Source organism: Streptomyces sp. NPDC051452, from assembly GCF_044454765.1.
Lineage (GTDB): Bacteria > Actinomycetota > Actinomycetes > Streptomycetales > Streptomycetaceae > Streptomyces.
This window is the reverse complement of the sequence record NZ_JBITEB010000001.1, coordinates 814,004-835,311: the sequence shown is the minus strand read 5'-3', so window position 1 is coordinate 835,311 and position 21,308 is coordinate 814,004. Positions and strand designations below refer to the sequence as shown.

The following is a 21,308-nucleotide window of genomic DNA, read 5'->3' as shown; positions in this document are numbered from 1 at the left end:
CATGGACCGGCAGGTGATGAGTGGCCCGCCCACCACCCGGCTCGCCTGGGCGGCCGCGGACCCGTACACCAGCGCGCTGCGCAGCGGCCGGGGCCCGTTGTTCCTGCGCCGGGCCGACGGCTGGTTGCTGCCGCTGGAGGTGGAGCGCTGGTGCGCGCGGGCCGATCCGGTCGACCGGGAAGTGCTGGACCGCTGTGAGGGCGCCGTCCTCGACGTCGGCTGCGGGCCGGGCCGGCTGGTGGCGGAACTCGCCGCCCGGGGCCGGACCGTGCTCGGCATCGACGTCAGCGACGCCGCCGTCGAGCACACCGCCGACCGTCTGGGCTCGGCCCGGTGCGAGCGGGGCCGGGAGCGCGGAGACGGGCGGGCACTGCACCGTTCGGTCTTCGAGCCGCTGCCCGGCGAGGGCCGCTGGGACACCGTGCTGCTCATGGACGGCAACATCGGCATCGGCGGCGACCCGGCCGCCCTGCTGGAGCGGGTGGCCCACCTGTTGCGGCCCGGTGGGCTGCTGATCGCCGAGACCCTGCCCGTGGACGTCGACGAACGCGCGCACGTCCAGGTCGTCGACGTCGTCGACGGCGCCCGTGGCACCGGCCGGCCCTTCGCCTGGGCCCGTCTGGGCACGCCGGCCCTGCTGCGGTACGCGAGCGGGGCCGGCCTGCGGGCCGTGACTCAGTGGGAGACCGGCGGCCGGTGTTTCGCCGCCTTGCGTGCCCGGAGCGCGAGCAGCAGTGCCGAGCCGCCGAAGAGTACGGCGGTGATCAGCAGCCAGCGGGCGAGGAAGCCGTCCGGGGACAGCCCGGTCGCCGCCCGGTAGCGCTCGCTCACCATGCCGCTGATCAGCGGGAACCACACCAGCAGGAGCAGCAGGGACAGCGCGGCCGGTACCCGGACGTACGGGGTCAGGTCGCGCCGCCCGGCCGTGTCGAGACCGTGGGTGACCGCCCGGTCGGCCACGCTGTACAGCGGCAGCAGCACCAGGTCGTGCAGCAGCGCGGCGCCCACGATCCACAGGGCGACGCCGAACCAGTCCCCGGCGAGCAGCCTTACGGCCGCGTAGCCGGCGAGGGCGAAGGAGCAGGCGAGCAGCAGCAGTTGGAGCGGGCTGCCGAGGGGCGGAAGTCGACGGGGCATCACAGGTCTCCGAAGGTCAGTCGCGCCACCCACTTGGTGTTCAGCACACCGGGGGCGGCGGGCACGATGATCCGCGCCGGGTAGCCGTGGTCGGGCGACAGGTCCTCGCCGTTGACCTGGAGGGCGAGCAGGGAGCGCGGGTCGGCCACCTGGTTGGCGCGCAGCGCGGCGCGACGGAAGGCACCGTGGCGTTGCAGGGACTCCACCAAGACGTCCGGCGGGTCACCGTCATGGCCGACGAGCGCCGCGAGGTCGCGCAGTCGTACCCCGCGCCACCACTGGTCGGCGGTCGACCAGCCCTCCACGCAGGCGATGGGCAGCGACGAGCTGTGGAGCGGAAGCCCCAGCAGGTCGGCGCGGGTGAGGCGGACGGTTCCGGTGCGGCCGCCGACGACGAGCCGCCAGGCGTCCGCGTGGGTGTCGGCCGGGGTGATCCCGGCGTAACCGGCCGTCTTGTTGATCTGGAAGCCGTTGGGGCCGCCGCCAGGGTCGGCCGTGCCGTGCGGCGCGAGCAGGGCCGTACGGCGGAAGGGGCCGCCCAGACTCTGTCCGACGGTGGTCAGGAACAGCAGCAGCGAAGCGCCGCCGACCATCCCGAGCGCGCCGCGCCGCGAGACGGTGGGCGGCGCGGGGCGGGGGGAGACCAGGTCGTCCTCGACCAGCTCGGCCGCCTCGGCCGGCCGAGTCGTCTCGGTCGCCTCGGCCGAATGGCGCCGGACCGTGCGTACCGCGGCCGGTGCCTTGAGCGCCGCGTGGGCCACGAAGGCGGCGAAGAACACCCAGGCGCCGTAGAAGTGCAGCGGATAGAAGGAGCCGGGGAAGACGTAGTCCAGCTGGACGTTGAGCACCCCGGTGGTGAACTCGAACAGGCCGCCGCCGACGAGCAGCAGCAGCGAGACCCGTTCCAGCGCGTGCGCGACCGAGCGGGCCGGCGGCAGCGTGAACAGCCTGGGCACCACCGACCACAGCTTGGCGAGCAGGACGGGGATCAGGGTGACGCCGAGGGTGACGTGCACGCCCTGGGTGAGTCGGTAGAGCCACACGGGGTCGGTCGGCCAGGCGAAGAGGTAGAAACCGAGGACGCCCTTGTCGGGCGTGGTGTCGTTCACCGGGGACAGTCCCGGGTTGTAGGCGGCGTACGACACCAGGCCGGTCACGAACAGGACGGTGACACCGACGAGGAGGACGAGGCCGAGCACGGAGGTGAGCCACGGGCCGCGCAGCGGGCTGCGCCAGAAGCCGGGAGAGGTGGGGAGCCGGAGATGGTCGCGCATGTCCCGACCGTAGGCGGGGAGAACCCCGTGAACGGGTATGTGACCCATGACGAAACGCTGACGTCCGGCCCGGACGGCGGTCCGTCGCCGCTCCTGCGGCCTAGCGTTTGCGCGTGACCCGCACCCTCCGCCGCGATCTCCACGCCGTCGGCGCCGCAGCCCTGCTCGTGTCGCTGGCGGTGCTGATCGGCCGCCACATCGAGGACACCCGCCACACCCTCTTCGTGCACTGGCCGCCGGTCCTGGCCGAGTGGGATCCGCACGTCGGCCCCGGCACTCCGGCCGCCCTGGCCGTGGCCGTGGCCGCGGTCGGGTACGGGCCGGCCCTCGCCGCCCGGCTGTCCTGGCGCACACTGCTGCCGACCGCGTGGGCGGCCGCGCTGGCGTGGATCCTCTCCCTCGCGCTGGTCGACGGCTGGCAGCAGGGTGTGGCCGAGAAACTCACCAGTCACAACGAGTATCTGCGCGTGATCGGCCGCTTCCACGACATCCCGGCCGCCCTGCGCGACTTCGACCAGCACATCGTCAGTGGCCCTCCCGGGTACTGGCCCGCGCACGTCGCCGGCCATCCGCCGCTGGCCACCGTGACGTTCGTCCTGCTCGACCGGGTGGGGCTGCACGGTGGCGGCTGGGCCGGGATGTGGTGCATCACCGTCGGCGCGACCGGGTGCGTGGCCGTGCTGATCGCGGTCCGGGCCCTTGCCGGAGAGGAGCTGGCGCGGCGGGCCGCGCCCTTCCTGGTGCTGGCGCCCGCCGCCGTGTGGCAGGGCACGTCCGCCGACGGCTACTTCGCGGCCGTCGCCGCGTGGGCGGTGGCCCTGCTCGCCCTCGCCGTCACCGGCCGGTCCCTGTGGTGGGCGGCCGGTTCCGGCCTGCTGTTCGGACTGACCTGCTACCTCTCCTACGGCCTCACGCTCTTCGCGCTGATCGCGGTCGCGGTACTCGGGCTCGGCCGGTACGGACCCCGGCGCCGGCCCCTCCTGCTGCTGCCGCTGCTCGCCGGACTGGCCGTGTGGCCGCTCGTGCTGGCCCTCGTGGGCTTCAACTGGTGGGAGGCGTACCGCCTGTTGGTGATCCGCTACTACCAGGGGGTGGGCGGCATCCGTCCCTACGGCTACTGGGTGTGGGCCAACCTCGCCTGCACCGTGCTCATCACCGGCCCGGCGACGGCGGCGGGGCTGCGGCGGACGGCGGGGGAACTGCTGCGCCGGCGTGGGAGGAAGGCGGAGGATGCGGCGGACGCGGAGAATGCGGCGGACGCTCAGGAGGAGGCGGCGACCGCGACCACTCCGGCTCCGGCTCCGGCTCCGGCTCCGGCTCCGGCGGCACGGTTCCGTCTGGCCGTCCTCGTGTCGGCCGCCCTGCTGGCGCTGATCGCCGCCGATCTGTCCGGGATGAGCAAGGCGGAGACGGAACGCATCTGGCTGCCGTTCGCCCTGTGGCTGCTGCCGGCGTGCGCGTTCCTGTCCGGCGCCCGCGCCTGGCTCGCGGCGCAGGCGGTCCTCGCGCTGCTCCTCAATCACCTGCTGCTGACCGGCTGGTAGCGGCAGGCTTGTCGTGGCCGCCCCGGGGGCAACCGGAAGGGACGGAGGCAGGGCCAAGAGGAGGTCGGCAAACATGTGGTGGATCTGGGTGATCTTCCTTGTCGCGGTGGTCGGACTGGTCGTCGCGGCGACGCTGGTCGTTCAGGCCAGGCGCCGCGCCGGAACGGTGATCGCGGTACGCGCAGGACGTCGGTCCGGGCGGGGAGGGTCGCGTTGATCACCCTGATGCTCGCCTCGGAGCTGACCAAGCGGGTGGTGGTGACCCTCGCCGGCGACGCCGTGGCCCAGATCAAGGACACGGTGTTCGACGCGCGGGCCGGCCGGATCACCGGCTTCACCCTCAGCGGACGGGGTCTGCTGGCCGGGCCGTTGAAGCAGAGTCTGCCGTTCTCCGGGGTGCACGCCGTGGGGCCCTCGGCGGTGATGATCCCGAGCGAGGCGGTGTTCGAGGACCGGGGCGCGATCGTGGAATCGGGCGGGACCGCTCATGGCCGGGTGATCGACGCGCCGGTGATCACCGAAGAGGGAACCGAGGTGGGCACGGTACGCGACGTGGTCGTCGAGGCGGGCACGAGCGGACGCGTCGTCGGCTTCGAGATCGCCGCCAACGAGAACCTCGACCCCCGGCGGCGCAAGGTGTTCATCCCGCGCGGGCAGACACTGGCCGTCTCCGGCGAGGCCATGGTGGTGCCGGCGGGGGCGAGGCATTTCGTCGCCGAGGACCTGCCCACCTTCGGCGCCCAGGTGGAGGCGTTCCAGGCGCACACCCATCGGCAGACGGAATCCCCGAATCCCTCGGATCTCTCGGACCCCTCGGGCAATCCAGGCGCAGCGGGCACTCGGGGCACTCCGGGTCCTGCGGATTCCCCCTCGTACGGCAAGGGAGGCCTCGCATGATGCTGTTCACGCAGGCGAAGGGCCTTCGGGTGATCACCGCCGACGAGGCGGCGACCCTGGGCACCGTGAAAGACCTGACCATCGACACGCACACGCGCGGCATCGCCTGTCTGCGTCTGGCCGGTGCGCCGAAGGACGCCACTGCCATCGCCTGGGGCTCGGTTCAGGCGCTGGGCCGGGACGCGGTGATCGTGCGCTCCCAAGGTGTCGCGGAGTCGGGCGCCGCTCACCTTCCCGAGCATCGGGAGGCCATCGGCAGCCGGGTCCTGACCGAGCACGGCATGGAGCACGGCACCGTGAAGGACGTCGCCTTCGACCCCGTGTCGGGACGGATCCTCACCGTGTACACGGCCCTCGGGGACATCGCGGGAGACCGCCTGGTCGGGCTGGGCTCGTACGCCATGGTCGTCCGGGCCGAGCGCACCTGACGACCGCCCGGGCGGTAGGGGTGGTGGGGGGGGGGGGGGGGGGGGGGGGGGGGGGGGGCCCCCCCCCGGGGGGGGGGGGGGGGGCCCGGGGGGGGGGGGGGCCCGGCCCCCCCCCCCCCCCGGGGGGGGGTGGGGGGGGGGGGGGGCGCGCCCGCGGGCGCGCCCCCCCCCCCCCCACGTCGTCTGGGACAGGGCGGTCTCCGGAGCAGCGTCTGCGGAGCGTCGCCCACGGATCGCCGCCGCCGGCGCTCGGGGCGATCCGTTGCGCGGAGCGGACCGCTTAGCTACCGGCCGGCCGGCCACGCCAGTCGAGGCAGACCACGAGAGCGTCGTCGTCGGGCATGGCATCGCCCCGGTGGCCGGTCAGCTCGCGCAGGATGGAGCGCGGCACCTCGGCCGCGGGCAGCAGACGGGTGGACTGGATGGCCCGGGCCAGGGCCATGTCACCGTAGGCCTCCCCGAGGGGTGAGGCCACCGCGTGCACACCGTCGCTGACGAAGACGAGCCGGTCGCCGGGCTCGACCTGGAATTCCTGCGTGACGTAGTCGGTCTCCTCGAACATGCCCAGGGGCAGCTGTGCGTCGAGGACGATGTGCTCCAGGGCGCCGCCCCGCAGCCGCAGCACCCGGGGGGAGCCGGCGTCCACGACGCTCACCCGGCCGGTACTCAGGTCGAAGTCGAACATCAGCACGGACAGATGGCAGCGGCCCCGGTAGTGGGCGTAGACGGCCTGGTCGGCCAGGGCGGCCTGGTCGGCGATCGGCAGGCCGGCCCGCCGCGCGTTGCGCAGGGCGTTGATGGCGAGGTTCGTCAGCAGGGAGGCCTCTATGCCCTCGCCCATGCCGTTGGTGACGTAGAGCATCAGGTTGTCGGAGGTCACCGACCAGTCGAAGTTGTCCCCGTGCACGGCGTACGCCGGCTCCAGCTGGGCGCCCAGGTCGTACTCGGGACGGGTGCAGGAGCGGCCGGGCAGGAGCTGCCACTGCATCTCGGCGGCCAGGGTGAGCCGGGACTTGCGCCGCGCCTGGAGATAGAGGTCGGTGTCGCGCTCGGCCACCAGCACCTCGTGGCCCAGTACCTCGGCGATCTCGCACAGTTCAGCCTCGTGCAGGCGGGCCTCGTCGCTTCCGGGGAGACCCACGGACAGCACACCGAGCCGGTCGCCCCGCACGCTGACCGGCAGGTGCAGACACGCCCGGCCGTCCCGGCCGGTCTCCAGATGGCACTCCTGCGAGCCGAACGCACGTCCTTGGGGGCTGTTGTGCACGGACACGGGTTCCAGCGTGTGCGGCAGCGCGGACACCGGCTGCAGCACGGTCAGGCCGTAGTCGGCCATGAAAAGCTCGACCGTGTCCGCAGCGTACTGTTCGACCAGTACTCTGCGGACGGTGTCGAGCAACTCGTGGGGGGCCGCTGTACGCAGGGCGCGCACAGCGGCGACGAATCTCTTCACGACGGGAATTGAACCAATCTTTCGCCGGACAATGTGTCGGCCCCGGTACTCCTGAGACCGATTCTCCTCGTTGATCGGGCCGGTCGCGACTCTCGCCCCTGACCGGCGCGCGCAGCTAGTACGCTGGCAGGCACCCCAGTGCCTGCGAGAGTGTGACTGTGACTGCCTTCCACCGCCGTCCGGAGCCCGTCGAGATCGCACGCGTGACCTCGACGGCCGCTGAGCTGCTGGAAGTCCTGTGGGGCCGGGCTTCCACCGCTCCGGCCTCCGCGTCCCAGCTACGCCTGCTGCACATCCTGGAGCACCAGGACGGCATCAATCTGCGGACCCTCGCCGCGTCCCTGGCCTCGACCCCGCCGGCGACCAGCCGGCTGTTCGACAGGCTGCAGGCCGCCGGTTTCGTGGAGCGGGAGAACAGCCCGGACGACCGGCGTGAGGTGCGCCTGCGCCTGAGCGGCCGCGGGCGCGCGTACCTCGCCGATCTGCGGGCTCGCCGGGAGGCGGAACTGCAGGCCGTCCTCGATCTGATGCCCGCGGCGAAGCGGGGGGCGCTCGCGGAGGGACTGGAGTCGTTCTGCGCCATGGCGGCCTCGCGGATACACGACGACACACAGGGTTCGGGCAGGCGGACCGCCTGACCCCTCCCATGCGGCACCGCCGCTTCCGCCGGACGGCGACCGGCGTGCGCAACGGCCTGCGTCGACCGGTCCATCCCAGTTCCTTTCGCCGGCCGGCGGCGATGTGCGCGACCGGCTGCTGGCTCCGGACTCCGGATACCCCGAACACGGGCCCATCCGCGGTGCCTGTGGCGCACCTCGCACCCGCCCGACGGACCGGGCCTCGGCCCGTGATCAGGGGTGACGCTCGACCTGGATCAGGTGACGCCTGCCCGGGCGTCACCGTCCGCCTCGGGCCCGAGGACACCGTCGCCGGCCGCGGGCGCGGTGAGGTGGGCGAGGAGGTTGGTGAGGCGGAGCCGGTGGTCGAGCAGCTCGGGGCGGTGGTCCAGGTACAGGTCGGCGCCGATGGCACTGGTATGCCGGTGAATCATGATCAGCGCCGAGAGACCCGAGGAGTCGACCCAGGTCAGGTCGCGGAAGTCCAGCCTTACGACGCCGGGCTCCGGATGCCGTTCGAGGTGTGCGGCCACGGCGTCCACCAGTGCGTCGCTGGTGTCGTAGTCGAGTTCACCGACGATGTGCACGGTCCACGAGGCCGGTTCTCCGGTGATGCGGAGTCTGAGTTCGTTCGAGGAATGGTCCGTCATGCGCGGGTGTCCGGTCCGGGGGCGAGGTGGGCGGGAGGGCACCGCGCCGCGAGTACCGGGTGCGGGCGCCCGTGTATGTGGGGCTCGCACCGGTTGCCGAGGCCGGCCTGGTCCAGAACGCGGACGTCCGCTTCACCCGCTCCGGTGTCCGGGGCGGCCGTCCGGTTCGTCACCCGTGAGGGCGATGCGGGCGGTGATCCTCTTGCCCACCGGCTCACGCCGCGCCTCGAACGACTCGACCACGGCCATGACGATCTCCAGGCCGTGCTGGCCCACACGGCCGGGTTCGGCGGCCCGGGCCATCGGCAGCACGGGGTCGGAGTCCCACACCGTCACCTCCACCAGGTCGCCGGTGATCCGCAGATCCATCAGGATCGGTCCGGGGGCGTACTTGAGGGCGTTGGTGACCAGTTCGCTCACCACCAGCTGGGTGAGGTCGGACGCCCGGGCCGACACCGGCAGGCCGTGTTCCGCCCGCGCGTGGGCGAGGAACCGCGTGGCCTGTCGACGTGCCTCACCGATGCGGCACGTACCGCCGTCGAACGCCGCGGTGACCCACAGCGGGTCGGGGTCCGTCGCCCATCCGGCGTCGGAGCGGGCGTCGGACGCCGTGAAAGCCGTCTTCACTAGGTTCACTCGACCGCGTATACCCCCTGCCCCCTCCTCCATGCGCGAGAATTTCCGGCGCGGTGAGCGGGGCCGGTCGCCGGCGGACGGTGGGTGCTCCTCCCGCTCGCCGGCCTCAGATGCCCACGGAGCGCAGTGCCGCGTCGCGGGACTCGGTGATGGTGAAGTGGCTCAGGGTGCCGCTGACGGCGAACAGCCGGGTGACGCTGTCGTGGAGCGGGCCGAAGATGACGAACGCGCGGCCGCTCGCGGCGTGGCGCCGCCGCGCGTCGAGGAGTGCGCGGAGCAGTTGGCTGTCGCCGAAGGTCAGACCGGAGAGATCCACCACCGTGGCCGGCAGTGCGGCCTCGTCCGCTTCGGCCCAGGCCGCTTCCAGCAGGTCCGACTCGTCGTAATCGATCTCACCGCGCACCGCGACCTCGAAGACGCGACTGTGCCGCTGTACGTGCACGACCGTCCTGGACTCCCACTCCATGCCGTCATCCTGACACTCCCGGGTCGCAGGAGGCGAGCCCGTCTTGCGGACGGTTCCCCACCTCACGACGAGGACTTTGTCCGTTCATGGCCGTCGTGAAGTTCGGTCGAAGGGGCTCATGGGCGGTTTGCCGCCGCGTGCTGGTCCGCCGAGCGCCCCCTCTCCCGCCCCGCTCGCGCGGGCGTGAGTCGTCAGACCGGGCTGAGCGGATGCGCCGCCGTGTCGGAGCGCGGGGGCCAGGTCTGCGGGGAGAGGATGCCCAGTACGTAGGCCCGCGCGACCAGGGCCGGGCGCGTGGCGGCGCCGAGGAGGTCGCGCAGACGGCTGAGGTGGTAGTCCACCGCCTGCCGCGACAGGTGCAGCGTGCCGGCGATGTCCGCGTTGCTGCAGCCCGCCGCCAGCAGGGCGAGTATGCGCACCTGGGCGGCGGTCAGGGGCGGCTGTGCCGCATGCCGCAGGCCCAGGTGGGTGATGACCGCCCACACGCTGGACACCCCGTCCGCGGTGCCGCACACGGTGCTCAGATGCACCCGCGCCCGGCGCTGCCAGTGGTCGCCGTCGACGAGGACGACGGAGGCGCGGGCGCTTCTGCGCCGGCCGCCGACGAGATCGGCCCAGATCCGGTGCAGCGCCCTCCGCTCGGGTGTGCGCGCCAGCAGGCTGTCGGCCGGCAGCCCGATGAGGTCGGAGAGGCGGACGCGCAGGAGTTCGGCGACGGCGGTGCCCACCTCGCCCACCCTGCCGTCCGGGCGGAGCCGGGCGCAGGGCAGGCCGCTGTGGTCCCGCAGGGCCCGCAGGTCCTCCTCGGCACGCCGCCGTTGGTCCAGTACCCGGGTGTAGTCCGTGACGTCGACGTAGATGCCGGCCACACAGCGCCCGGTGCCCCAGCGGACGGGGAAGCGGTAGCCGGCGGCCTGCCCGGGGGATCCGTCGGAGCGCCGGTAGGCCAGGGTGTGCCGGACGGATCTGCCACGGGTGAGGACCTCCTGGTCCAGGGCGAGGAACCGGGTGACGTCGTCCGGGCCGTCGAGGTCGGCGAGGTGGCGGCCGATCACCGCCTCGCGGGTGGTGCCGTACAGGTGGGCGTAGGCGTGGTTGGCCCACAGATAGCGGCCGCCCGCGTCCCGTACGAAGGCGGCGGCCGGGGTGAGGTCGGCGAACGAGGCGTAGGGACTGTCGTCCGGACGGCCCGTCACCTCGATCGCCACTCCCCTGCTGCCGTGCCCGTCCGGGTCTTCGTGGGGGTCCGGCCAGTGCACGTCGAAGGTCCGGCCCTCGAAGGACGCCTGGTAGGGGCCGGCGTCCCAGGGCGCCGACGGGCCGCCGTGCTCGGCCCGGAGTGCCTCCAGGAAGCGGCGGGCGGTGCGCTCGTCCTCGAACGCGCCGCCCCCGCTGTCGACCACTCCCAGTCCGCCGTCGGCCTCCCACCAGGTCACCGGCAGGGGCGCGAGCAAAGCCTTGAAATCGGACTCGTTCATGGCCCAACTCCTTTAATTCCGCACCACATTACTTTAAGTAACACATCATGCGTTTCCCGTAGCGCGGCGGCCATGCGGGTCGGTCCGGCCCCGCGTCCTCCGCACCCGACGGGCACTAGCGCATCACCGGACCTTCACATGACGGCGACGGCAGGCACCACTTGGGCATTTGCCTGAGCCGTCGACGCATGCGATGCCCCCGGACGGGAGACGCGGCTGGTTCGCTTGAAGGGCACGGCGGAGCGTGTCTCCGCGGCCGATCGATCCGAGAATCAGAGGAGTTGGGTATTCGTGAGCAAGGTGCTGTACGTGCATGCCAAGGGCGGTCCCCCCGCGGGGTACGCCCTGACGCGGGTGGCCGCGCGGGCCGCGGTGCACCTGCTGGCACTCAGCGAACTGCCCGCCGGTGTGGCGGCGGTCGCCGGACGGCGATGTGCCTCGGTCGTCACGGTCCCGGACACCGGGGCCGGCGACCTCGTCGATCTCATCACCGGCCGGGCCCGGGAAGTGGGCGCGGACGCGGTCGTCACCTTCTCGGAGTACGCGGTGGTCGCGGTCGCCGAGGCGTCCCGGCGGCTCGGGCTGCGGGGAGCCGGGCCCGCCGCCGCGCTCGCCCGTGACAAGCGGCTGATGCGCGCGGCCTGGGAGCGCCGGGGCATATCGCAGCCCCGGTTCCGGTCCGTCACGAGCCTCGCCGAACTGGAGCGTGCGGCACAGCAGTTGTCGTTCCCGTTATTGCTGAAGGCCGCCTGGAGCGCCGGTTCGACCGCGCACCAGGTCATCGAGGCACCCGATGAGGTGCGGGGCGCCTGGGAGCGGTCGCGCGCGGTGATGGCGGAGTCGGCCCTGCTCGGGTTCGCCGAGCTGCACGTGGCCGGTGCGGGCGAGGACTTCATCGTCGAGGAGATCGTCAGCGGATGCGCCGAGGAGTGGTTCGAGGGATCCGGCTGGGGTGACTACGTCAGCGTCGAGGGTGTGGTCACCGGCGGCGTCTTCCGTCCGGTCTGTCTGAGCGGACGGATGCCGACGGTCGCCCCGTTCACCGAGCGGGCCGGCATCACCCCGGCCGCGGTCGGGGCCCGGGCCCAGGCGGAGATCGTGGAGCTGGCCCGGCGTTCCGTGGACGCCCTGGGGCTGGAGGACTGCGGCACGCACACGGAGATCAAGCTGGGCGCGGACGGCCGTATGTGGGTGATCGAGACGGCGGCCCGGTTCGGCGGCGCGATGACGGTGCCGCAGATCGAGGAGGTGTTCGGGCTCGACCTGATCGGCATGTTCACCGACCAGCTGCTGGGCGGTCTTCCCGACTGGCCCGCCCGGGCGTTGACGCCCTCGGACGCCGAGGGCGCGGCCGGATCGCTGGTGGTCCTCGCCGTGCACGGGGACGGTACCCCCTGGCGGCGGCGCCACCGGTGGGACTCCGCGGCCGTCGTCCGGTCCGCGCCGGTCGGCGCGGGCAGCACCCTGTCCGTCGTCCGGGAGAGCTCGCTGCCGGACGGCGCCCCCGTGCCGGTGTACGACCCGGCGGCCGGCGCCAACACCATGGCGGGGCTGTGCCTGTTGTCCGCCGACCGGCCCGAGGCCGTGATCCACGACTTCACCGCCCTGGTGGACGCCCTGCCGCGCATCCTGCCCACGGACGTCACCGAGGAGGTCCGGGCATGACACTCACACTGGACGAGACGGGCGTGCCGGACGCCTCGGGTGACCGGACCGTCGTCGGTGCCAATCTGTCGCTGCCGCTGTTCCGCGCCCTGTCGGGGGTGCTGGCCGGGCACCCCTACCTCAAGGTCGTGGTGGACCGCGCCGAGGGGACCTGGCATCTGCTCGACACCCGGGTGCATCCCTTCCACGTCAACTACATCGCGACCCGGATCCTCGGTCTCGGCCTGGACGAACTCGACGCGCGCCTGGACGCGTTCAACGCGTCCGTGTACATGGATCCCGAACGCCGCTTCCTGCTGGGCGTGTTGTCCCTGCACACCGACGAGGATCCGGACGGCACCGAACGGCCCTTCCTGGTGCTGGAGACGACCGAGGCGGACACCATGCACGGTGCGCTGCTGGAGGAGTTCTACCTCTATGTGCGCGGACGCGTGGACGGGCGCCTGCCGTTGCTGCTGAAGCCCGCCAACCACGGCCAGGAGCACGAGCTGGCCTCGGTCAGCGCGGTGCGTGTGCCGCGCATCCTCAGCCACGAGCTGTTCGGCAACCGGACGCGGACCTGCCTCAACCCGGGTGAGGCGGAGGGTCGGCTGCGCTGGTTCCGCAGCACGGCGGAGTACGAGCGCGCCGCCGCGGAGCTCGGTTGGTCGGACATCGTCGCGATGCCCTGTCTGCCCGACGACGTGCCGCGTATCGCCGGGTTCATCAACACGGTCCCCACCACACCGCTGTCCCACACCAACGTCCTGGCCTCGGGCTGGGGCATCCCGAACGCCATCGTCCGCGACCTCGACGCCCTGGTGGAGCGGGACGGCCTGGACGGCGCGTGGGTGCGCTACCGGGTGCGGGAGGACGCCATCACCCTGGAGCGGCTGTCGCGCGCACCGGCTCTGCGCAGGCCCGCCTGGCATCAGCAGCGCATCCGCATCGAGACCCCGCTGCTGGAGGACGCCCCGGTCCTCGCGCTGCACCGGCTGCGGCGCGCCGACCGCGACGGCTACGGCACCAAGGCGGCCCATCTCGGAGAACTGCACCATGTCCTGGACAGCCGCACGGCCGACCTGACGACGTTCTACACCCGTCCCCGGCCACCGCGGCCCGATCTGCTCGGTCACCTGGCCGCGCGGCTGGAGGAGACGGACGCGTCACCGTCGCGACTGCGGACGGTGGCGGCCGAACGCGTGGCGGAGACGGTCCGGGCGCCCGAGGGCGTGGCCCTGCCCTTCCGGCTGCACCATCTCTTCCTGACCTCGTCACCCGCGCTGCAACAGGGCATAGGCAAGCTGAAGATGGCCCTCGAACTCGAGGCCTTCGACGTGATCGACTCCCTGTCCCTGAGCCTGCAGAACCTGATGCGCGCCACACCGATGCCCGAGGAAGTGGCGCGGGCCGTCACCGGGTCGGTCGCGGGGCTGCTGGCCGACGGGCGCCGCCTGGTCGTGCGCTCCTCCTCCAACGCCGAGGACCTGCCGGGCTTCTCCGCCGCCGGGATCTACGACTCGGTCACCACGGTGCGCGGCGCCGAGCAGCTCATGGACGCCGTACGGCAGGTGTGGGCGTCGCTGCTGTCGCCGCGCAGCGTACGTCTGCGGCACCAGGTGGGCATCTCCCTGGACGACACCTACATGGGCGTGATCATCCAGGAGTACGTGCCGGCGGACCTCGGGGGGGTCCTGGTGACCTGCAATCCGACCCGGCGCGAGGACTTCCGCAACGTGTACCTCAACTGCTCGCCCGGCTCGCCCGAGCGGGTGGTCGACGGCACCGTCCTGCCGCACCAGTACCTCTACAACACCGTCGAGGGCGGCGGGCGCACGGTCGACGTCGGCTCCTCGGGCGAGGACCTCCCGGCCGCCACCCGCGCGTCGCTGGCCCGACTGGCCCTGGTGGGGCGGCTGTTGCAGTCGCACTTCAGCGCGCAGGACCCGGACGAGGCCCTGGACATCGAGTGGCTCATGACCGCGGAGGGGGCCTTCCACCTCGTCCAGGTCCGGCCCTACGCCCGGTGAGGCGCCCCATGTCCGTCCTGCGCTCCCCGTCCCCCGGGCCGGTGCCGTCCGCGGCGGCGCGGCGCCTGATCCGCCTCAACAACGGGTTCCAGCTGCTGTTCAACCTGCTGTGGTGGATGCCCGTCTTCTACGCCTACCAGCGGGACGCGGGCCTGTCCGACGGCCAGATCTTCGGCATCCAGAGCATCTACTACATCGCCTTCTGCCTGTTCGAGATACCGACGGGCGTGATCGCCGACCGGATCGGTGCCCGCAACTGTCTGCGCGCGGGCGCGGTGGTCATGACGGCGGCCAACATGGCGCCGGTGCTGGCGCCGTCGTACACGGGCTTCCTCGTGCACTTCCTCGCCATCGCCGCCGGGCGGTCCCTGACGTCCGGTGCGGCGAGCGCCTATCTCTACGACGGGCTGCGTGCCGAGGGGGCGGACGCCCACTATCTGCGGGCCGAGGGTACGGCGCGTGCCCTCGGGCTCGCCGCGAAGGTGGTGTGCTGGCCGCTCGTCGGCCCGCTGATGGTGCTGGCCCCGCAGACGCCGTACGTGCTCAGTGCGGCGAGTGCGGCCGGTTCGCTCGGCTGCGCCCTGGCCCTGCCACGGATCGCCGGCGCCGACGCGGACTCCCGGCGGGGCGCCCGCGCGCGGCGCAGCGGGACGCTGCTGCGTGACACGAGCGCCGCCTGGCGTGCCCTGCGCTCCTCGCCATGGCTGGTGCTGCTGATGGTGCAGGGGGTGGCGGTGTTCACGCTGTCCCGGATCTGCCAGGTCAATCTGTTCCAGCCGGTGCTCCTGGAGCACGGGATCAAGGAGAGCACGCACGGCAGTGTGCTGGCCGCGATGACGGTCGCCGAGGCGGTGGCCTCGGCCCGCCCGCAGTGGCTGGGGCGCCGGCTGCCGCCCGCGGTGTGGGTGTCCTTGTTGAGCGTGGCGCTCGCCGCCACGCTGGCGGGCACCGCCGTCGGCGGGCCCTGGGCCGTCGTCGGGCTGTTGTGCGCGTTCGCCGGGATCACCGGGTTCGTGTACCCGGTGCAGCGCAAGCTCGTCAACGACGCGATACCGGCCGACGCCCCGCGGGCCACGCTGCTGTCGGTGGAGAGCATCGTGGACCGCGGTGTGTGCGCGTTGGCCGCGGTAGCGGCCGGCGCCTATCTCGCGGCGGGCCGGCTGGACACACTGCTGTGGCACAGCGCGGCGGTCACCTTCGTGCTCATACCGGTGCTGCACCTGGCGCTGCACCGAACGCGTCCGGGACGGCTACCGGCCAAGGCCCGCGACACCGGCGCCGGTTCGACTCTCGGCGACGGTACCGGCTCCGGGCGCCGCGGCGCCGGGACGCGCTCGCCGGACGAGCACGTCGCGCTGCCCGTGGACGAGGGAGCGGCGCCACGGCCCTGAGCCGGGCCGGGCGGACGTCTGCCGTGCCGGGCTCAGTTCGTCGTGGACGAGGCCCGGCGCGGCAGCTTCCAGCCGGGGCGCGGGAAGTGGCAGGTGTAGCCGCTGGGGTAGCGCTCCAGATAGTCCTGGTGCTCCGGTTCGGCCACCCAGAACTCACCGACGGGCTCGACCTCCGTGACCACCTTCCCCGGCCACAGTCCGCTCGCCTCGACATCCGCGATGGTGTCCACGGCGACGCGGTGCTGCTCCTCGTCGGTGTAGTAGATCGCGGACCGGTAGCTGCGCCCGACGTCGTTGCCCTGGCGGTCGCGCGTGGTCGGGTCGTGGATCTGGAAGAAGAACTCAAGGATGGCGCGGTAGCTCGTGGCCGTGGGATCGAACCGGATCTCGATGGCCTCGGCGTGGTCGCCGTGGTTGCGGTACGTGGCGTTCGGGGTGTCGCCGCCGCTGTAGCCGACGCGCGTGGCCACGACGCCGGGCTGCTTGCGGATCAGGTCCTGCATGCCCCAGAAGCAACCGCCCGCCAGTACGGCTCGCTCTGTTCCCACTGTCATCGGTCGCTCCCTCGTGTTCGGGCCCGGCGCCTTCCTCAACGCGCCGGTTCCACGGTCATCCAGCCTATTACCGGCTCCCGGGCGGCCTGCCGGCGACCGCTCGGGATGCTGCTGGTGAAACCGGGGAACGGCCCCGTTGATTCCCTTCTCGATCGGCGCCCGGTGCCCGCCCGGTCGCCGCCCTCCGTACGGCGGGTCAGACGGCTCCCCTTCCCGCGCCCGGAGTCGGCCCGGCGGCGATCGAGAAGGCCAGGACGAGGCCGTCGGCCGCGGCGTGTGCCGAGGTCAGGCGGACGCCGCGGGGCAGACCGGTGACCGGTACGGTCCGGGGCTCGAGTCGCTGCCGCAGCGCGGAGGCGGATGGCAGTGCGGCGAGGTCGTCGACCGCCACCTGTCGGCCGAGGACGTTCACGGTGGTGGGCGTGACGGTGAAGGAGTCCGCCGTCGTCGACACCTCGCACCGCACGGTGACCGGCAGCCCCAGGCGGCCGACGCTCCCGCCGAGGACGAGGTCGCCGTCCTGGCCCCTGGCGGTGAGACCGTCGCCCGTCGAGCCGAGCCGCCGGGTCACCTGGTCGTACCCGATGGTGGCGGTCCCGCTGCCGCCGGCGCTGTCGCCGTCCGTCGTGACCCCCCTGAGGTGGACGCTCACGTCCATCACGGCATGCTGACGGCGTACGCCCCGGGCCGTCACCTCCACGTCGCCGACGTCGCCGCCGAGGGTGCGCAGTCCCGCGAGCGGGGTGGTGAGGTCGGCGTGGACCGGCCCGCGCGGGTCGAGCCGCTGTGCCGCTCGGGCGGCGATCCGCCCCTCGGTCCGGTGCTCCACCAGGAGGTCGGTCGAGCACACCAGTGCGGCCAGGGCCGCGGCGAGCGAGACGAGGAGGCGTGTCTTGTTGCGGCGGTTGGATGTCACGTGGTCTTCGGCTCCGGATCGTCGGTACACGGGCGTCGGCGGGTGGGGCGGTCAGGCGTGCACGTGGGGCAGGAGGCGGTCCAGCCGTCGGGGCAGCCACCAGTTGCTCCGGCCCAGCAGGAACATGGCGGACGGCACCAGGACCAGACGGACCACCGTGGCGTCCAGGATCACGCTGACGGCCAGGCCCAGGGCGAGCATCTTCACCACCACGGTCGGTGAGGCGGTGAAGGACAGGAACACCGCGGTCATGATGAAGGCCGCGGCGGAGATCACGCGAGCGGTCCTGGACAGTCCCTCGCCGACGGCGAGCCGGTTGTCGGCGGTGCGGTGCCAGGCTTCGGCGATCCGGGACAGCAGGAAGATCTCGTAGTCCATGGACAGCCCGAAGACGATGGCGAACATCATCATCGGGACGTACGACTCGATGGGCACCGGCTCCGACAGCCCCAGCAGTGTGCCGCCCCAGCCCCACTGGAACACGGCGACCAGGACGCCGTAGGAGGCGGCCGTGGTGAGGAGGTTGAGGACGACGGCCTTGAGGGGGATCAGCACGCTGCGGAAGACCGTCATGAGCAGCAGGAAGGCGAGGACCAGGACGATGCCGATGACGATCGGCAGCCGGTCGCCGACCGTGGCCCGGAAGTCCGCCTGGCCCGCCACGCTGCCGGTGAGCCAGGCCCGGGCGCCCGTGCCGTCGAGGGCCTCGGGCAGGGTGCGGCCGGAGAGGGTGTCGAGCAGTGTGCCGGTCGCGGCGTCCTGCGGGCCGGTGGCCGGGGTGATCGTGGTGACCAGGACCCTGCCGTCCTCGCTCGCCCGGACCGGGGTGAAGGAAGCGATGCCGTGGGTGCCCTGGAGGGCCGCGGTCACGTCGTGCGCCACCCGGTCCGGGGAGGGGTGCGCCCCGCTGACGTCGACCACGGCGATGACCGGGCCGTTGGCGCCCGCTCCGAAGCCCTCCCCCTCGGCGTGCGCGATCCAGTCGTAGGCGGTGCGGGTGCTGCTGCCCGGCCGGTCGGCTCCGGCGTCGACGTGGCCGAGGCGCATCGACAGCAGGGGCGCGGAGCACACGGCGAGGACGGCGAGACCGACGGCCAGGAAGGTCCACGGCCGCCCGGCGACACGTTGTGCGTACCGTTGCCAGCCGTCCCGCGCTCCGGCGCTCTCGGCGACCGGGCGGCGCACCCGCACGCTGTCCATGCGCCGGCCGACGAGGCCCAGGGCGGCGGGGACGAGGGTGAGGGCGGCACCGGCGGTCACGACGACGGCGAACGTCGCGGCGAGGCCGATCTTGCCGATGAACGTCAGTCCGCAGGCGTACAGGCTCAGCATGGCCACCGCCACGGTCAGCGCGGCGATGAGGACCGCGCGTCCGCTGGTGTGGGCCGTGCGGGCGGCGGCCTCGACGGGGTCACGGCCCTCGATCAGGTCCTGGCGGAAGCGTGTGGTCAGGAACAGGGCGTAGTCGATGCCGACACCCAGGCCGATCATGCCGGCCAGGGTCGTGGCGGAGGTCGCGAAGGAGAGGGTGGCGGCGACGACGCCCACGATGCCGAGGCCCACTCCGACGCTGATCAGCGCGGTGGCCAGGGGCAGCAGCGCGGCAAGCACGCTGCCGAAGGCGAGCAGCAGGATGACGAGGGCGGTGACGACGCCCACGCCCTCGCTCAGTGTGTCGTCGGCCGGTTCCCGGACCACCTGGTCGAGATCGCCGCCGTAGGCGACGCCCAGTCCCGCCGCCCGGGCGGGCTGCGTCGCCGTGTCGAGCCGCCCGGTGTAGTCGTGGCCGAGGCTCTTCGGCTGCCGGTCGAAGGAGACGGTGGTGTAGGCGGTGCGTCCGTCGTCGCTGGTCACGAGCTGCGAGGCGGCGGTGGCGTGCGGCAGGTCGCGCAGCTTCGACAGGGTCCGGTCGAGTGCCGACCGCTGGTCGGCCACGGTGCCGGTGGTGCTGTGGAAGACGACCTTGCCGTTGGGCCGTCCCGCCGCGGGCATGGATCGCGCGAGGAGGTCGGCGCCGGTGTGCGAGGCGGTGCCGGGCAGGCTGACCTCGTCGCTGAAGGTGGGTGCCACGAGGTGCCGCCCGGTGAGCGCCGCCGCGAGGATCAGCAGCCAGGCGCCGATGACCACGACCGGGCGCCGGGCGCAGCGGGCGCCCAGACGGCCGAGCGCACCGCGCGCTTGGGCGGGGCTCTCCGAGGGGGTAGGGCCGGACGGCGCGAGCGGGGTGGGGAGCACCGGGACCTCCAGAGGAAACTGTCACGAGTGACACGAACTGTAGAGACAAACTGGCATGCATGACAATTGGCAGTCATGATGCTTTGCTGGGGCGACGATGTCGGGGCGCCCTCCGGCGTGCCCGGGAACCTGGCAGGGGTGTCGATTGACAGTCACGACACGATGCCGGAGGCTTCCGCCATGCCGAGTGAGAGCGCCCCCGCCGGACTGCGCGAACGCAAGAAGGAGGAGACGCGCCGCCTGCTGCTGGAAGGGGCCGCCCGCCTGTTCGAGGAGCGCGGCTTCGAGAGCACGACGGTCGCGGACATCGCCGCGTACGCGAACGTCTCGGCGCGCACGTTCTTCCGCTACTTCGAGAGCAAGGAAGCGCTGCTGCTGCCGGACGGCGTCGAGATCTTCGCCTACGTCGAGAGCGCCCTGGCCGCCCGTCCGGCGGACGAGGAGCCCCTGGACGCCGTGTGCAACGCCCTGTCGCAGGCGGCGCAGCCGTTCGCCGCCTCCACCCTGACGGCTCTCGGCCACCCCTTGGACGACATCGAGAACGTCGTCACGGCGCGTCTCGTCCAGGCCTTCTCCGACTTCGAGGAGCGGCTGACGCTCCTGGTGCGCGACAGGCTGGACCCCGACACGCCGGACGCCGATCTCCAGGCGGCCGTCATCGCGTGCGCCGCGCTCTCGGCGGTGCGTGCCGTCCTGCGCACCCGCCGGGCCCGCCGCGCGTCCGGCCTCCCGGACAAGGGCCCGGCGCCCCTGCAGCGGGCCTTCGGCTTCCTGCGGGAGATCGGCTCGGCCTGACCGGCCGTGGCGAACAGGGGACCGCTCCCCTGCCGACGCCGGTGCTTGCCGGTGCTTGCCGGTGCTTGCCGGTGCTTGCCGGTGCTCCCGAGGCGACACGCCCGGCGGCGAGGGTGCGCAACCTCGTCCGTCGTGTTCCCCTCTCACCCTCCGAAAGGGGCCCACCTATGAAGATCACCACTCGGTTCGTACCCGTCGCCGCGGCACTCGTCTGCCTCGGCCTCACCCTCGTCTCCTGCGGCACGGACCACGCGGGGAAGAAGACGTCCACCCCGCCCGCGCCGGGGTCGTCCGGTCCGCACCGCGGGGACTCCCCGCTGCACGCGTTCCGCACCTATCTCACCACCAAGGCCCCCAAGGCGGACGCCGCCATCGCCCCGCACGTGACCAGCGTCACCACCCGCACGACCACCGCCGACGCCCGCAGCGCAGCGGTCGTCCACGTCGACTACGGAGTGTGGGAGGACGCCGAACTGGGGCGCACCGCAAAGGCGTTCGCCCAGTGGCGCCGCACCGCCTACGGCGACCACGGCCACGTGGACGTCCTGGCCCCGGCCAAGATGACCGCCGAGCAGGACTGGTAGATCGGTGGAACCCTGGACGGTATGAGCAAGACCGCGCTGATCGTCATCGACATGATCAACTCATACGACCACGAGGACGCCGACCTGCTGATCCCCACGGTGCGCAAGACGGTGCCGGTGGTGACCCGGCTGCTGCGGCGCGCACGGGAGCACGGGATACCGGTGATCTATGTCAACGACAACTTCGGCGAGTGGCGTTCACACCACGGGGAGCTGCTGGAGCACGCGCTGGCCGGACCCCATGCCGACCTGGTGGAGCCCCTGCGGCCCGACGAGGACTCCCTGTTCGTGCTGAAAGCCCGCCACTCGATCTTCTTCGAGACACCTCTCGAGTATCTGCTCCACCAGCAAGGGATCCAGGAGGTGGTGCTGTGCGGCCAGGTGACCGAGCAGTGCGTGCTCTACTCGGCACTCGACGCCCACATCCGCCACCTCGACGTGACCGTCCCCAGGGACGCTGTGGCACACATCCACGATGATCTCGCGGACGCGGCACTGCGGATGATGGAACGGAACATGAGTGCGCGGGTGTGCGAGAGTCAGGACCTGTGGACGTGACGGCACGCCGGGGAGCCGGAG

Annotated in this window: 20 protein-coding genes; 11 read left to right on the top strand and 9 right to left on the bottom strand. The window is 72.6% G+C overall.

Annotated elements, in window-relative coordinates:
• Position 1 precedes the first annotated feature (1 nt).
• Positions 2–820, top strand: coding sequence for a class I SAM-dependent methyltransferase (locus ACIBA9_RS03335; RefSeq protein WP_399360005.1), 819 nt, complete (start codon positions 2–4; stop codon positions 818–820).
• A gap of 316 nt (positions 821–1,136) precedes the next feature.
• On the opposite strand, the gene ACIBA9_RS03330 is transcribed toward ACIBA9_RS03335, so the two are convergent.
• On the bottom strand, positions 1,137–2,411 hold the full coding sequence (locus ACIBA9_RS03330; RefSeq protein WP_399359623.1) for a molybdopterin-dependent oxidoreductase: 1,275 nt from the start codon (positions 2,409–2,411) through the stop codon (positions 1,137–1,139).
• A gap of 113 nt (positions 2,412–2,524) precedes the next feature.
• On the opposite strand from ACIBA9_RS03330, the gene ACIBA9_RS03325 reads away from it, so the two are divergent.
• From ACIBA9_RS03325 to ACIBA9_RS03315, 3 genes are all read left to right on the top strand, one after another.
• A complete protein-coding gene (locus tag ACIBA9_RS03325; protein ID WP_399359622.1) occupies positions 2,525–3,955 on the top strand; it encodes a hypothetical protein in 1,431 nt (476 codons plus the stop codon).
• 213 nt (positions 3,956–4,168) lie between these two features.
• Positions 4,169–4,852: a PRC-barrel domain-containing protein gene (locus tag ACIBA9_RS03320; protein WP_399359621.1), complete on the top strand. Its 684-nt coding sequence runs from the start codon at positions 4,169–4,171 to the stop codon at positions 4,850–4,852.
• Positions 4,849–5,280 carry a PRC-barrel domain-containing protein gene (locus tag ACIBA9_RS03315; protein ID WP_399359620.1) on the top strand — a complete coding sequence of 144 codons (432 nt, stop codon included), beginning with the start codon at positions 4,849–4,851 and terminating at the stop codon, positions 5,278–5,280. The genes ACIBA9_RS03320 and ACIBA9_RS03315 overlap by 4 nt, the downstream gene beginning before the upstream one ends.
• Positions 5,281–5,560: 280 nt before the next feature.
• On the opposite strand, the gene ACIBA9_RS03310 is transcribed toward ACIBA9_RS03315, so the two are convergent.
• A complete protein-coding gene (locus tag ACIBA9_RS03310) occupies positions 5,561–6,733 on the bottom strand; it encodes a PP2C family protein-serine/threonine phosphatase (protein ID WP_399359619.1) in 1,173 nt (390 codons plus the stop codon).
• Between the two features lie 152 nt (positions 6,734–6,885).
• Here ACIBA9_RS03310 and ACIBA9_RS03305 point away from each other — a divergent pair, with 152 nt between their 5' ends.
• Positions 6,886–7,371, top strand: coding sequence for a MarR family transcriptional regulator (locus ACIBA9_RS03305; protein ID WP_399359618.1), 486 nt, complete (start codon positions 6,886–6,888; stop codon positions 7,369–7,371).
• 236 nt (positions 7,372–7,607) lie between these two features.
• On the opposite strand, the gene ACIBA9_RS03300 is transcribed toward ACIBA9_RS03305, so the two are convergent.
• The 4 genes from ACIBA9_RS03300 to ACIBA9_RS03285 form a co-directional block, all read right to left on the bottom strand.
• Entirely contained in the window at positions 7,608–8,000 is a 393-nt protein-coding gene (locus ACIBA9_RS03300) for an STAS domain-containing protein (RefSeq protein ID WP_399359617.1), read from the bottom strand.
• Between the two features lie 132 nt (positions 8,001–8,132).
• On the bottom strand, positions 8,133–8,627 hold the full coding sequence (locus tag ACIBA9_RS03295) for an ATP-binding protein (protein WP_399359616.1): 495 nt from the start codon (positions 8,625–8,627) through the stop codon (positions 8,133–8,135).
• Between the two features lie 115 nt (positions 8,628–8,742).
• Positions 8,743–9,102, bottom strand: a complete 360-nt coding sequence (locus ACIBA9_RS03290) for an STAS domain-containing protein (protein ID WP_362162476.1) — start codon at positions 9,100–9,102, stop codon at positions 8,743–8,745.
• 191 nt (positions 9,103–9,293) lie between these two features.
• Positions 9,294–10,580, bottom strand: coding sequence for a helix-turn-helix transcriptional regulator (locus ACIBA9_RS03285; protein ID WP_399359615.1), 1,287 nt, complete (start codon positions 10,578–10,580; stop codon positions 9,294–9,296).
• 291 nt (positions 10,581–10,871) lie between these two features.
• On the opposite strand from ACIBA9_RS03285, the gene ACIBA9_RS03280 reads away from it, so the two are divergent.
• The 3 genes from ACIBA9_RS03280 to ACIBA9_RS03270 are packed head-to-tail and all read left to right on the top strand — an operon-like array spanning position 10,872 to position 15,645.
• On the top strand, positions 10,872–12,245 hold the full coding sequence (locus ACIBA9_RS03280; protein ID WP_399359614.1) for an acetyl-CoA carboxylase biotin carboxylase subunit family protein: 1,374 nt from the start codon (positions 10,872–10,874) through the stop codon (positions 12,243–12,245).
• Complete coding sequence (locus ACIBA9_RS03275) at positions 12,242–14,254, top strand: PEP/pyruvate-binding domain-containing protein (protein WP_399359613.1); 2,013 nt, start codon at positions 12,242–12,244, stop codon at positions 14,252–14,254. The genes ACIBA9_RS03280 and ACIBA9_RS03275 overlap by 4 nt, the downstream gene beginning before the upstream one ends.
• Positions 14,255–14,262: 8 nt before the next feature.
• Positions 14,263–15,645, top strand: a complete 1,383-nt coding sequence (locus tag ACIBA9_RS03270; protein ID WP_399359612.1) for an MFS transporter — start codon at positions 14,263–14,265, stop codon at positions 15,643–15,645.
• Positions 15,646–15,677: 32 nt separating this feature from the next.
• Here the strand turns inward: ACIBA9_RS03270 and msrA are convergent, their stop codons facing one another.
• The 3 genes from msrA to ACIBA9_RS03255 all read right to left on the bottom strand — a co-directional run bounded on the left by msrA (position 15,678) and on the right by ACIBA9_RS03255 (position 19,350).
• Complete coding sequence (msrA, locus tag ACIBA9_RS03265; protein WP_399359611.1) at positions 15,678–16,199, bottom strand: peptide-methionine (S)-S-oxide reductase MsrA; 522 nt, start codon at positions 16,197–16,199, stop codon at positions 15,678–15,680.
• Positions 16,200–16,395: 196 nt separating this feature from the next.
• Positions 16,396–17,115, bottom strand: coding sequence for an LmeA family phospholipid-binding protein (locus ACIBA9_RS03260; RefSeq protein WP_399359610.1), 720 nt, complete (start codon positions 17,113–17,115; stop codon positions 16,396–16,398).
• Between the two features lie 51 nt (positions 17,116–17,166).
• Complete coding sequence (locus tag ACIBA9_RS03255) at positions 17,167–19,350, bottom strand: MMPL family transporter (protein WP_399359609.1); 2,184 nt, start codon at positions 19,348–19,350, stop codon at positions 17,167–17,169.
• A gap of 180 nt (positions 19,351–19,530) precedes the next feature.
• Here ACIBA9_RS03255 and ACIBA9_RS03250 point away from each other — a divergent pair, with 180 nt between their 5' ends.
• The 3 genes from ACIBA9_RS03250 to ACIBA9_RS03240 all read left to right on the top strand — a co-directional run bounded on the left by ACIBA9_RS03250 (position 19,531) and on the right by ACIBA9_RS03240 (position 21,287).
• A complete protein-coding gene (locus ACIBA9_RS03250) occupies positions 19,531–20,145 on the top strand; it encodes a TetR/AcrR family transcriptional regulator (protein ID WP_399359608.1) in 615 nt (204 codons plus the stop codon).
• 167 nt (positions 20,146–20,312) lie between these two features.
• Positions 20,313–20,729 carry a hypothetical protein gene (locus ACIBA9_RS03245; RefSeq protein ID WP_399359607.1) on the top strand — a complete coding sequence of 139 codons (417 nt, stop codon included), beginning with the start codon at positions 20,313–20,315 and terminating at the stop codon, positions 20,727–20,729.
• A gap of 21 nt (positions 20,730–20,750) precedes the next feature.
• Positions 20,751–21,287, top strand: a complete 537-nt coding sequence (locus ACIBA9_RS03240; RefSeq protein WP_399359606.1) for a cysteine hydrolase family protein — start codon at positions 20,751–20,753, stop codon at positions 21,285–21,287.
• Positions 21,288–21,308: the final 21 nt, after the last annotated feature.

Coding starts and splice junctions, on each gene's coding strand:
- ACIBA9_RS03335 (WP_399360005.1), top strand. CDS start 2: ATGGACCGGCAGGTGATGAGTGGCCCGCCCACCACCCGGCTCGCCTGG.
- ACIBA9_RS03330 (WP_399359623.1), bottom strand. CDS start 2,411: ATGCGCGACCATCTCCGGCTCCCCACCTCTCCCGGCTTCTGGCGCAGC.
- ACIBA9_RS03315 (WP_399359620.1), top strand. CDS start 4,849: ATGATGCTGTTCACGCAGGCGAAGGGCCTTCGGGTGATCACCGCCGAC.
- ACIBA9_RS03300 (WP_399359617.1), bottom strand. CDS start 8,000: ATGACGGACCATTCCTCGAACGAACTCAGACTCCGCATCACCGGAGAA.
- ACIBA9_RS03290 (WP_362162476.1), bottom strand. CDS start 9,102: ATGGAGTGGGAGTCCAGGACGGTCGTGCACGTACAGCGGCACAGTCGC.
- ACIBA9_RS03285 (WP_399359615.1), bottom strand. CDS start 10,580: ATGAACGAGTCCGATTTCAAGGCTTTGCTCGCGCCCCTGCCGGTGACC.
- ACIBA9_RS03275 (WP_399359613.1), top strand. CDS start 12,242: ATGACACTCACACTGGACGAGACGGGCGTGCCGGACGCCTCGGGTGAC.
- ACIBA9_RS03270 (WP_399359612.1), top strand. CDS start 14,263: ATGTCCGTCCTGCGCTCCCCGTCCCCCGGGCCGGTGCCGTCCGCGGCG.
- msrA (WP_399359611.1), bottom strand. CDS start 16,199: ATGACAGTGGGAACAGAGCGAGCCGTACTGGCGGGCGGTTGCTTCTGG.
- ACIBA9_RS03250 (WP_399359608.1), top strand. CDS start 19,531: ATGCCGAGTGAGAGCGCCCCCGCCGGACTGCGCGAACGCAAGAAGGAG.
- ACIBA9_RS03245 (WP_399359607.1), top strand. CDS start 20,313: ATGAAGATCACCACTCGGTTCGTACCCGTCGCCGCGGCACTCGTCTGC.
- ACIBA9_RS03240 (WP_399359606.1), top strand. CDS start 20,751: ATGAGCAAGACCGCGCTGATCGTCATCGACATGATCAACTCATACGAC.